This is a genomic window from Nostoc sp. KVJ20 (genome assembly GCF_001712795.1).
Classification (GTDB): Bacteria; Cyanobacteriota; Cyanobacteriia; order Cyanobacteriales; family Nostocaceae; genus Nostoc.
In genome coordinates, this window is record NZ_KV757676.1 from 1 (window position 1) to 12,470 (window position 12,470).

Below are 12,470 nucleotides of genomic sequence, written 5' to 3' on the forward strand. Positions count from 1 at the left end.
CACAACTTCATGTGTCTCAAATCACTCTCTCTACTGCCTGATTTTTAAACCCCTACCCTTGAAAGGGTTTTACCCCACCCTAGCCCTCCCCTTTGCAAGGGGAGGGAACAAGATTTTCCGGTTTCCCCCCTTTAGGGGGGAAATATCCGGTTCTCCCCCTTTGCAAGGGGGAGTTAGAGGGGGTAATTCGACTTGTGTATACACCGTAGCCCCAATGCATCGGGGAGGGTTAGGGTGGGGTAAAACTGACGCGAAAACCAGGTGAGTAAACTATTTCAGACTTGTGTGTACACCGTAGCTCCTAAAAGGAGAGAGACTTTGAATTTTTCCCCCTTCCTGCTTCGGGAAGGGGGTTAGGTCTATTGGCATAGCAGTACCTCGCCGGATTGAAAATGGCTACATTACAACGGCGGTAATGCTGTCAACTGACTAAAAAATCACCTTTGCAAATCCAAAAGTCTATCTGAAGACAGATAGAGAAAAAACAGGGGTAGTGGGATCGTAGCATCATCTCTGCAATGATCATCCAAAACACGGATTTATCAAAAGTAAAAAATCTTTCAACCAAAATTTAATTAGAGGACTACAGCAATGAAAGTACTCTTACTTTATCCCCGTTTTCCCAAAACCTTTTGGTCTTACGACGAATTCATGAAAATAGCGGGGCTTAAAGCATTTATCCCACCGCTAGGGATTCTGACTGTTGCCGCTATGCTACCAACAGACTGGGAAGTTCGGTTTTACGATCGCAATGTTAACCAAGAAACGGATGCTGATTGGCAATGGTGCGACATGGTGATTCTTTCTGCGATGCTTGCACAGAAAGAAGACTTTCTTGCCCAAATTCACAAAGCAGCGCAACTGGGGAAAAAAGTTGCTGTAGGTGGCCCTTATCCAACCTCGGTGCCAGAACCGGCTCAAAAAGCAGGAGCTAACTATTTGATTTTAGATGAAGGAGAGATTACAGTTCCGCAATTTTTAGATGCGATCGCTAAAGGTGAAGAACAAGGAACCTTTCGCGCTCTTGAAAAACCAGATGTAACCCAAAGCCCCATCCCTCGCTTTGATTTACTCAAGCGAGATGATTACTTAATGATGGCAATCCAGTTTTCTCGCGGTTGTCCTTTTGAATGCGAATTCTGTGACATCATCAATTTATACGGTCGCAAACCACGTACTAAAGAACCCAGTCAAACCTTAGCAGAACTCCAAACCCTCTATGATTTAGGCTGGCGCGGATCTCTGTTCGTAGTAGATGATAACTTCATTGGCAATAAACGCAATGTAAAACGCTTCTTACAAGAATTAATCCCCTGGATGCAGGAACGCAATTATCCCTTCACCTTCCTGACTGAAGCTTCCGTCAACCTAGCAGAAGATCCTGAGCTATTAGAACTAATGGCTAAAGCTGGCTTCTACGCAGTCTTTTTGGGTATTGAAACACCAGATCAAGACAGCCTACAAGTCACTCGCAAGTTTCAAAATACCCGCAATCCCCTATTAGAAGCCTGTCGTAGCATCAATGAAGCTGGATTGTTAATCTATGCAGGATTTATCATTGGTTTTGATGGAGAAAAAACTGGCGCTGGGGAGCGAATTCAAGCTTTTATTGAAGAAACCAGCATTCCTCAACCGATGCTAGGTATACTGCAAGCTATTCCCAATACTGCCCTCTGGGAAAGACTAAAACGAGAGGAGCGATTATTAGAAGGATTTGGAGGTACGGAGGTGGGGGATCAGAATTCCTTAATGAATTTTGTTCCTACCCGGCCGATGGCTGAAGTTGCTAAAGAATATTTAGAGGCAATTTGGAGAATGTACGAACCCAAAAACTATCTCCGACGTTGTTTTGAACAATGCCTCAAGATTACACCTAATCCTCAACTACAGCAGACGATGTATTTTCCTCCTGGCAAAGGACTGCGATTACTTACACAATTACTTTGGCGACAAGGCTGGCAACGGCAGGAAATTCGGGGTCAATTTTGGCAACAGCTTTGGGCTATTCTCCGCACCAAGCCTCAATTCGTGAATATGTATTTAGGTTTATGTGCTGCTGGTGAGCATTTTTGGGAATACCGCCTTTTAGCCAGAGAGCGGATTACTGAGCAATTAGGATTTGATCCCCTGACTACGCCTACACCTGTTGAAAAACCATTAGTCACAATTTAAGATTATACCAATTTGAAAAAATAATGCGGCAAATTGTCTATTTGTAGAGACGCGATTCATCGCGTCTTTTAATTGAATGTCGAGCGATCGCTATTTATAAAAATAAATTAGCGATCGCATTAATTTTGCTCACAAAAACCAAACTCTTAAATTCGATTTACCTTTCAACCAAACCCACCTTTCCTCCAATTAACCCCAGAAATCCTGTTCCAAAGTGCTGAATCTCCAAAAAGCTTGCTTGTTCTGCGGAAGTTTTATAAATTCGGAATGTCTTCATAATTCCTAAAGTAGCAGCACTTTCTAAAGGCCCAACAAAGCTAATATCCCGGTCAAGAAAATAGGTTTGATTAGCCCAGTAAGTCATTTGATTTGCATTTAAAAAGTAGCAGCCTGCGTGAGGATTGAGGGCGCGACGAAAGGTAATTGGTGCATTCATAATTGCACCATTGAGTTCCTGTTGCTCTTGCACATTTTGAAAAGGAGCAGTTACTCGTAAAGCTAAATCCCCATCAATGTAAGCTTTGTTAACCAAACCGTGGGGGGAGACTTCATAACGATTGGGCTGGAGCAAATTTAAATCACCCGCTTGTTGGGTAAACCAATTTAATTTTATAAAAAACCAAGGGTCATGAATAATTAGATCATCTTCAAGAAAGCAGTAGTAATCATACTGACCGAGGCAACTTTGCAGAACAGCTTGGCATTCAAACCCTAAAAGCAGAGGTTCTACATTAGTAGAATGATGCTTATATAAATGGGATGGTAAGGGAAGCTGATTAAGAAGATGATTATCTTTAGTTGTACAAATAACAATATCTAGTTCGTGAGACTGCGGCTGGTTAGCAGGAAAAGCTAGTCGTTGAGCAATGTTAATGATCTTTTGAGATTTGCCAAATAATTGGTGTAAAGCGCTAAGGCTTTTAGTTAACGCTTGCAAACGCGGTTGCGGGTCTTTGTGTTGAGAAGCATGACGACCCTCACTGCTAGGTTTGAAAAAATGGGCAATAGTAAAAATAATTCGCATTTTAAATATCACTTTTGTATTTATTTGTCATTTGTCATTGGTCATTTGTCATTTGTTATTTGTCATTTGTGAGTGAGCAATAACTAATAATTAATATATTTCTTGCAGAAGCGTTATTTTCAGCTTTTTCTTGACACTATTACGTGAAATTAAAAATATTTATGCAAGCGATCAATGACCAATGACTAATGACCAATGACTAATGACTCCTACCAAACCCTTTAGAACTTGGACGCTTTTTCAAACTCTCAGAACTTTTACCAGCAAACATCCATTGCAAATGCTGTGGTAATAGTTTCGCTAAATCATAACGCTTCAGAATTGTTGCTCGTGCATTCGCCCGAATTGCATTCATCTCTTGAGGATGATTCAGCGCCTCTTCAACTCTATTAGCAATATCTTGAGGAGAAAAGAAATCTACCAGCAATCCATTTACCCCATCCTGTACGACCTCCAAGACTGGTGCTGTCTTAGAAGCTACTAGTAAACATCCTGCTGCCATTACTTCCAACATTGACCAGGATAAAACAAAAGGACGGGTTAAATAAATATGAGCAGAAGAAGCTTGCAAAACCTGAAGGTACTCATTATAAGGAAGCCTATCTGTAAAGTGCAGTCTCGATAAATCTAAAGATAATTTTTCCAACATTAATTGTTTGTAAGTCTGACCATCGGGGAGATTCTTCCCATAAGCCACCCGATCTTCTCCCACAACTACTACATGGCATTTCGGCCTTCGCTGTTGAAGTAGCGCCACCGTTTCCATAAACTGCGGAAAACCTCTATAAGGTTCCATCCCTCTTCCTACATAAGTTACCAACTCTTCCACATGAGAAAGGTCAAGATTGATTCTTGGTAAAACTAACTTTGCACCTGGTTTGGGAACAAAATAATTGGTATCAACACCATCATGAATTACAGTGAGTTTGCTATGATATTCTTTGGGAAACTGCTGCCGTTGCCAATTCGTCGGAGAAAGCCCGCGATCGCAACTGTATAAATCAGTTAAAATCGGCGTATTTTTTACGCGGATACGACATTCATCATCAGCATTCAGTGGTTCATTGGGATCAAAATCAGCATCCGAACCGTGAGCATGGTAAAACCACTCGAAATAACATAATAATTCTGCTTTCGGGAAAATATCTTTCATAAATAAAGTTGGCCCCCAACCAGAATGACCATAAACTATATCTGGAACGAAACCCTCAGCTTTTAATTTTTCTGTTACGCGATAGACAGCCTGAGCAGTCAAAACAGCGTTTTCCAGGCTGCGAACGTAATGATGGGTTTGGGGAGCCGCTTCACGAGAAGGAGTGTAAATAGCTTTATAAACGCCAGGTATTTCCCCTTCACGACGATTTGTCCCAAAGACGACTTGGTGATTAGGATCTTTACCTAAAACTATCGCTAGATTGCGAAATTGTGAGGGAAAATTGGGATGCAAAAATAAAATTTTCATTGGAATAATCTTGATTAATTTATCGAACAGAATTCAGCAGTCAGGAGTCAGAATTCAGAATGAATTTTGTATGACTCGCTAACGCTTTGCTATCAGTCGCGGGTCTGAATCCCTGACTGATTTATTCTGACTTCTGAATTCTTCTTCAGTACCAGATAAAATAAATTAAGACAAGCTGTTTAAGATTATAAGATTATTTATCACTATTTTTAGCAAGTAAATTTAGGTAAATGGTTGCCCGAAAATGCGAAAATAATCGCAAATTCGTGTTATGACCATGAAATTTATTGGCATTGATTTAGGCTGGCGATCGCAACCAAGTGGACTATGCTGTTTAGAATGGGTAGATGGACAACTACAACTACTCGATCTAGACCGCAAAGAAGCCATTGCAGACATCCTCACCTGGATCGACCAAAGTGTACAACCAGAGGAACCAGCCATCATCGCCGTAGATGCACCTACCCTCATACCCAACGCTACCGGGAGTCGCCTCCCCGATAAACTTAGCCACAAATACTTTGGTAAATATCATGCGGGATGCTACCCAGCTAATCAAAACCTACCTTTTGCAGAGCGCACCATCAACTTTGGCTTAGAATTAGAATCACGCGGTTTTGCACACGCACCCACCATTGAACCGCAAAAACTCAGCAGATATCAAATAGAAGTCTTCCCTCACCCAGCAATCGTTAACCTATTCAACTTAGAACGCATCCTTAAATATAAAAAAGGACGGCTTAATGAGCGTCGCCTAGAACTAATTAAACTCCAAAATTATCTCCTCAATATCCTCCCCTCCTTCTCTCCTCCTCTGCGCCTCTGCGGTAGCCTACGGCAAGCCGCTGGTGCGTCTACGTTTACTTCCGAAATTCCTACCACAGGCTTGGCTCTCAAAGCAACTGAAGATAAGCTAGATAGTTTAATTTGCGCTTATGTTGCTGCATACTGGTGGTATTGGGGAGAACAGCGTAATCTCGTATTAGGCGATCGCACCACTGGCTACATTATCATCCCTCAGAGAATATTATCCTAAAATTGTAATATCTTAAGATTTAACTCAAGGAGTTTTTATGCAAGGAGTTAGTTCTAACTTGAGTTTAAAAGAGCTTTATGAAATTGATGATCATCTCTGGTTAGAGGAAACAATCAAGCTATTGAAAGCTAACCATTTAGAAGAATTAGATTTAGAAAATTTAATTGAGGAGCTAGAAAATTTGGGTCGGAGAGACAAAGCCAAGGTTGCTAGTTTATTAGAACAAATTATTAGACATCTTTTATTGTTGCAATATTGGACAGAAGAAACTCAATATAATTCTGGACATTGGAAGGCAGAAATCAGAAGTTTTAGAAATCAATTAAAACGTAACTTGACAACGAATTTATATCAATACTTAGAAAATGAATTAGCGTCAATTTATGATGATGCTTTAGGGTATGTAATTGAGAAAACTGAGGGGAAACTAGATAACTTACCTCAGTATTGTATTTATACCTTAGAACAAATACTAGATATTAATTATCTGCCTGAAAATGTCTAAAATAAAAGGCGTTGCTAAACTGAAATCAGCAACGCCTATTCTTGAGTATTCAATAACTACTCAGCACTCTTACTCTGCCCAAGCAATCAACCTTGGTTCATAAGGATTAGCTAGATTTTGATTTTTCGGCAATACACGCAAAGATAAGCCCTGTAAACCAGAAGCGGTATAGGTGATATTACCAGTGTAAATACTCAATTGCTGTCCATCCTCACCTTGGTAATCCATTACCACTGGTACAGCGTTGACAATATCACCATTGGCATCGATCGCACCTTGATATAATTCCACCTGCACATCATTATTGCTCAAAGTTGCTAGGTCAACCTTGGCTTTGACAGCAACGGTTTGATTAACCTCAATGTCTGAAGCTGCTGATACGTCAACATCTTTGATTCTGATATTGAACCAGTGTTCGCTCAGTTTTTCTTTCCAAGCAGCTAGTTCTTTCGCTGGGGCATAGTTATCAACAGTCAGGGTATGATAGCGATCGCTAGCCGGAAAATAAGCGCGTTGTGCATATTCTCCTACCATCCGCGCTGTATTAAAGAAGGGACAATTCAACCGAATTGCATCCTTCATTTTGGCAACCCACGGACGGGGTAAGCCATCACTATCGCGATGTTCGTAAAATAATGGTACAACTTCTTTCTCTAACAACTCGTAGAGCGCATTTGCTTCTACTTCGTCTTGATAGTTAGGATCGTCGTAATTCTCTCCATGTCCAATCGCCCAGCCTGTGCGGACGTAATCAGCTTCATCCCACCAGCCATCTAGTACACTTAGATTCGGCAAGCCATTCATTGCGGCTTTCATCCCACTAGTACCAGAGGCTTCCCGTGGACGACGCGGTGTGTTTAACCAGATATCACAACCCGCAACCATCAACCGGGAGATGTGAATGTCGTAATTGGGAACAAACACTACCTGCTTTTCTAAGTTTTGTTCGCGGATAAAGTGATTGATATCGCGGATCAGTTCTTTACCGGGTATATCCTTGGGATGTGCCTTACCAGCAATCACAAATTGAACTTTCCGGTCTTTGTTAGCCAGCAGAAGCCGCTTAATCCGATCTAAATCACGCATCCAGAGGGTAGCGCGTTTGTAAGTGGCAAAGCGACGAGCAAAGCCAATGGTGAAAGCGTAAGGATCTAAAACTTCTTGGGCTTGGATAATTTCGGAGGCGGAAGCACCGCGATCGGTCAAATGCTTGACCAAATGCTCTCGCACATACAAAATCATATCCAAACGGCAACGTTCGTGATTGCGCCACAATTCCTCATCAGGTATGGCATCCATCCGCTCCCACAATGGGCTATCTGGTGGTGCTGATGACCAATTTGGGCCGAGGTAGCGATCGTACAATTCTTGAGTCGATTTGGCCACACAACTCCGAGCATGGACACCGTTGGTAATTGCTGCGATCGGTACTTCCTCTACTGGCACTTTCTGCCACAAGCCCTGAAACATTTGCCGCGATACCACACCATGTAGTTGTGCGACACCGTTAGAAAATGTTGCCATCTTCAGCGCCAGTACCGCCATACTGAAAGGCCCAGATAAATCGCCTGTATTCTCGCGCCCCAGTCCTAAAAATTGCTCTTTGGGCAACCCAAATATCTCTGCATAGTACCCCAAGTAGTGCAGCATTTTGTCGGGAGCGAACAAGTCAATTCCCGCTGGTACTGGTGTGTGGGTAGTAAAGATATTACTAGAAGCCACTACCTGTTTAGCTTGGGGATAATTCAGCCCCTCTTCCTGAATCAGCAAGCGGATGCGTTCTAGGGCAGAGAAGGCGGCGTGGCCTTCATTCATGTGGTAAGCGGTGACTTTCAGCCCCAAAGCTTTGAGCATTTGCACACCACCGATCCCCAGCATAATTTCCTGGTGGATACGCATATCGATGTCGCCACCATACAGCTGATCTGTGATGTCGTGGTCGTAAGTGTTGTTCGGTTCAATATTGGTGTCCATCAAATACAGGGGGACTGTTCCTACCTGTACGCGCCAAACTCTGGCATATACCTTACGCCCTGGATAATCTACCGCAATCCGCAGTTCTGAACCATCGGCATTGCGCTCTAGATGCAAGGGCATATTGTAAAAATCATTCATCAGGTAGCGTTCTTGCTGCCAGCCATCAGCATTGAGATACTGAGCAAAGTAGCCTTGCTGATACAGTAAACCTACACCGACAAGTGGTAACCCAAGGTCACTGGCAGATTTGAGGTGATCCCCCGCCAGAACGCCCAAGCCTCCAGAATAGACGGGCAAACAATCTACAAGTCCAAATTCCGCCGAAAAATAGGCGTAGCATTCTTTGGGTTTTTGCTCCCGTTGTTTCTGATACCAAGTGCGCTCTTGCAAATAATCGTCTAACTGACGGTCAGCTCGATCCATTTGCGCTAGAAAGCCTTCATCTTCGACAACTTCCAGAAGCCGCGATTGAGATATGGTACCCAGCATTAACACCGGGTTATGATGGCTAGACTCCCACAGGTCAGAGTCTAAGCGACGAAATAAGTCTTTAGTATCAACGTTCCAATCCCAGTGCAAGTTATATGCTAGCCGCCGCAGTGGTTCGAGTCGCGGTGGTAATGAGGGAGATACGTTAAATGTACGAATTGGCTGCATAGGTTGGCAAAACTCCAAGTTTAGCTATGGTTATTGTTTACTCTCTTTACCAATGTTGCCAATTCTTTATACAGTAGTTTGTGAAAAAGCGATGACTTTGTTAAGCATTGAGAATTTTTTTAACCTCGTTGCTAAAGTTTACACCAAGGTGTTTCTAATTCCATGCGTTACCCTCAGCCATGTACTTGGTATATTAAAATTTAATCATTTACTGGCATGTATCACTTAAAAAAAATCTAGTTTTCAATAAATAATTTATATTTATTTTAGTATTGCTTCCGGGGATCAATTATTGGGTCTTAGCTGAGGGTGAAAATTCCTCATAGCTGTGTCCAGGAAAGTTAAAGTTTTAATTATTTCTTAATAAAATGGCACTAATTAAAAAAGCTCTGTAAGAAGGCAAGAGGCAGATCGCGCAGCGTGTTGTAGATAAGGCAGAACGTAAATGCCATAAATAATCGGATGAAAACTGTACCAAGCAGTTAAGCAGGAAAAGCGATGCCTGCGGCGGGCTACGCCTATGCTAACTACTTGGTATTAAATATTGACACTAAACCAGGAAAATAACTTACGTAAGGTGTTATCTTATGCACCTAATGAAGGCTGATCTTTAGTATTCTTTGTCATAGTGAGAGCTAAAGCTGCTGCATAAGCCATCTCCGCTGCCATTTGGTAAGCAAGCTTAATACTCGATGAAGCGTCCTTGGCTTTAGGAGAGATGGAAGCTTTTTTTCGGCGCGACTCAAGTTTTACATCACCTGCTGCAATCGCTCGCTGTAAAATGATCCAGGCATCTAGGTCTTCTGAGTCATAATTACTTTGAAGCTGCGATCGGATTTGGTCTTCGGCTACAACACTTAGATAGCCGCTAGTTAGAGCTTGTTGCACAATTTCTTTAATTAAAGCCATAATTTGAACCAAGTGTGTGAGTTAAAACCGATACCTCAATTGGGGCAATTTGATGTTCTTTTGTGGACTTCTCCTAGAAAATAAGCTACGTTTTAGCTTTCTTTCAATAAAATTTATAACAAGTAGTACCAAGGACGCATCACCCGCTTGGCTCACCCGAATGGGTGATTTACAAACTTTTAGATATCAGTAATAGGGAAGAGGAAAATTTTTAGATGTTTCAGAATAGAGTTTCATAAGTATAGTAGATATCATCCTGAGTTTAACACCCAATCATAAAATCACTTGCATAAGTAAGGGTAGAAATATAGACAAAAATCCTAATTAACCACTTACAGCATTTTTAAATTCACTATCTTCAATGGATTGTATCTAAGTGTATAAAATTATTTTAGAGTAGTGTAGGCTTTGCCCGCAGCAGGTATCGCTCTCGTAAAAAAGTTAACTTATTTCCACCATTCTCATCAACAAGCAGCCTAGAAATCAACTTATTTCATGAGATTGTTCCACTAAAAATAAAATGTGTTATCGTTAAAAACAATTGTTATTAAAGGCAATTCATTTAATTACAAATGTGAATTGGCTAGTCTGTAAATCATCCGTGTGCAACATGATTGGAGCAGCATACTCTAGAAATTCGTTGCAAGAAAGCCGTCATAGCAGTCGGGGAAGCGCTTACTTGTTTGCACCGATGGTTAACTTCAATGTGATGGCTGATGTGGGAGATAATCCACCTTAATTGGATTTTACTTGGGCAAAAATACCCAGAAAAATCCAACAATAATTACATATTTATGCTAGGCAGAATTTTATCTAAACTTTGAATATAGTCTAGTTAAATGTATTTTTTGTTGCAAAATAGCTTGTGGAACTGAGTTGTTTCAAAATACTAAAATCGCTTGAGAGGAAGTAGTCTCAAGGCAAATAACTCTATCCCTAGTTGCTTAACAAGCTTTTCAACTTTGCCAGATAACCAAAACAGTAGCCTATCTAAACCAGCAAATTCTCCCATCAGACAATTTAATAGTCTGAGTTTTGATTCTGCAATGCACTTAAATTGTTTTGTTAATTGAACTGGTTAAAAAGAAGCCCAATTTTACCTACATATAGTCTAAAAGCTTCTAGCGAATTAACACAATTATGCATATAAGGTGAGTTATTATATACACCTAACTGCAAGAATTGCTCACATAGTCAAAGCCAGACTTTGGTTTTTCAAGTATTGGAAAAACCATCTAAAAATATTGGGGAATTTTGGTAATACTGCCAACTTACTTACTGTGTCAATAAATACTAACGCTGTTGGTATTGGCAGAAGATTAGGATACAGCCAAAAAATTTCAAACCTGTCAACAACAATTGATTGAAAATATATACAGCCATGCATAACGAGCAAAATTTTTCAAAGTTGCAGCGCGTGCAAGAACTTTTAGTAACTACGGTGTTAGGAGATATTCCGACACTTATTCTGGGGCCAAAGTTGCGTAATTTGGGATATCGGAGTATTTTTTCCCAGATAGGCAGTCCAGTATATATTCAAAATGGGGTTGAATTTAACGGTACTTCTTGTATTGAGATAGGCAGTGGAGTCTATATTTTCAAGGGTGTGCGGATGGATGCTAGAGGACACAAGAATAATAGAATTCATCTAGGAAATAGAGTCGCTATTGAGCGTAACGTCGATATAGGGTCTTTGGAAGACACGTATATACATATTGATGAAGACACTTTCATTGCTCCCAATGTGTGTATTGAGGGGCCAGGAGACATCCGAATTGGTAAACACTGCTTGATTGCTGCCCATTCGGGGATATATGCCAATAATCATAATTTTGCTGATCCGATGAAGCCAATTAAATACCAAGGTGTTACTCGCAAGGGAATTGTAATTGAGGATGATTGTTGGCTAGGACATGGAGTAACAGTATTAGATGGCGTTACTATCGGCAAAGGCAGTGTTATTGGTGCGGGAGCAGTTGTCAATAGAGATATTCCTCCTTTCTCCGTTGCTGTCGGTATACCTGCACGAGTAATCAAAAACCGAATTGGCAAAGATATAGCAAAGGTTCAAGCTGAGAAATAGGGGATTGGGGATTGGGGACTGGGGACTGGGGACTGGGGGGGGGATAGTAATTATTTCCTCTGTAACCTGTCCCTTTTTTTTAGAAACTTTTGCCGTTAGTCAACGTCACAGGAGTAAACAGTCTCTAAGTTATTTCCTAAGGGCATCTGAAAGTCAGACAACTGAGTATCTTGCACTATTCTCAATAAGCGTAGGATAGGATAGACACTACCAATACCAATCCCTAGTCCCCAGAGTCCTCTAAAAAAGGGACGAGATTTGGGTAATATAAAGTAGCTATCTTTTCTGCATGGCAGATACCGAAAGAAAAGCTTTCTTTGTTTTACCCGTTGGAGATATTTCTATGCTGACTTTAAAAATCGCTGTTTATATTGTTGTTGCCTTCTTCGTAACTATCTTCATCTTCGGATTTTTGTCGAACGATCCCGCTCGTAACCCCGGCCGTCGGGATTTAGAGTAAAAGGGCGATAAATCATCCGCGACTTTGGAAGGCGGAAAATACTAAACGCCACTGAAACTTACTAATTTGCGCTTAGTAAGTTTCTTCCTCCAGGTAGCTTGCTGTAGATAGCAGAAGGCGACAGTCGGAAGGCAAAATGTATATTTAACCTTTCCTTCGTCATTTGGCTGTTTGTTAGCCCGATT

At 41.2% G+C, this 12,470-nt stretch carries 10 protein-coding genes; 6 read left to right on the top strand and 4 right to left on the bottom strand.

The annotated features are described in order from the left end of the window. Positions 1-591: 591 nt before the first annotated feature. A complete protein-coding gene (locus A4S05_RS27575; RefSeq protein WP_069072977.1) occupies positions 592-2,172 on the top strand; it encodes a B12-binding domain-containing radical SAM protein in 1,581 nt (526 codons plus the stop codon). A 157-nt stretch (positions 2,173-2,329) separates the two neighbouring features. On the opposite strand, the gene A4S05_RS27580 is transcribed toward A4S05_RS27575, so the two are convergent. Further along, positions 2,330-3,196: a hypothetical protein gene (locus A4S05_RS27580; protein WP_069072978.1), complete on the bottom strand. Its 867-nt coding sequence runs from the start codon at positions 3,194-3,196 to the stop codon at positions 2,330-2,332. Between the two features lie 199 nt (positions 3,197-3,395). Continuing rightward, complete coding sequence (locus A4S05_RS27585; RefSeq protein ID WP_069072979.1) at positions 3,396-4,658, bottom strand: glycosyltransferase family 4 protein; 1,263 nt, start codon at positions 4,656-4,658, stop codon at positions 3,396-3,398. 277 nt (positions 4,659-4,935) lie between these two features. Between A4S05_RS27585 and A4S05_RS27590 the strand changes: the two genes are divergently transcribed. Together A4S05_RS27590 and A4S05_RS27595 are read left to right on the top strand one after the other, a co-directional pair. Beyond that, positions 4,936-5,694: a DUF429 domain-containing protein gene (locus A4S05_RS27590; RefSeq protein ID WP_069073027.1), complete on the top strand. Its 759-nt coding sequence runs from the start codon at positions 4,936-4,938 to the stop codon at positions 5,692-5,694. A gap of 37 nt (positions 5,695-5,731) precedes the next feature. After that, positions 5,732-6,199, top strand: coding sequence for a DUF29 domain-containing protein (locus A4S05_RS27595; RefSeq protein WP_069072980.1), 468 nt, complete (start codon positions 5,732-5,734; stop codon positions 6,197-6,199). A gap of 69 nt (positions 6,200-6,268) precedes the next feature. Here A4S05_RS27595 and glgP read toward each other — a convergent pair whose 3' ends face one another. Next, positions 6,269-8,833, bottom strand: coding sequence for an alpha-glucan family phosphorylase (gene glgP, locus A4S05_RS27600; RefSeq protein WP_069072981.1), 2,565 nt, complete (start codon positions 8,831-8,833; stop codon positions 6,269-6,271). Positions 8,834-9,418: 585 nt separating this feature from the next. After that, the gene (locus tag A4S05_RS27605; RefSeq protein ID WP_069072982.1) at positions 9,419-9,742 is read right to left on the bottom strand and encodes a hypothetical protein; all 324 of its coding nucleotides are present in this window, start codon (positions 9,740-9,742) and stop codon (positions 9,419-9,421) included. A 610-nt stretch (positions 9,743-10,352) separates the two neighbouring features. Here A4S05_RS27605 and A4S05_RS43685 point away from each other — a divergent pair. The 3 genes from A4S05_RS43685 to A4S05_RS27620 all read left to right on the top strand — a co-directional run bounded on the left by A4S05_RS43685 (position 10,353) and on the right by A4S05_RS27620 (position 12,285). After that, the gene (locus A4S05_RS43685; protein ID WP_256091202.1) at positions 10,353-10,481 is read left to right on the top strand and encodes a hypothetical protein; all 129 of its coding nucleotides are present in this window, start codon (positions 10,353-10,355) and stop codon (positions 10,479-10,481) included. A 642-nt stretch (positions 10,482-11,123) separates the two neighbouring features. Further along, a complete protein-coding gene (locus tag A4S05_RS44100) occupies positions 11,124-11,825 on the top strand; it encodes an acyltransferase (RefSeq protein WP_069072984.1) in 702 nt (233 codons plus the stop codon). 343 nt (positions 11,826-12,168) lie between these two features. Beyond that, complete coding sequence (locus A4S05_RS27620; RefSeq protein ID WP_041566417.1) at positions 12,169-12,285, top strand: photosystem II reaction center protein I; 117 nt, start codon at positions 12,169-12,171, stop codon at positions 12,283-12,285. Positions 12,286-12,470: the final 185 nt, after the last annotated feature.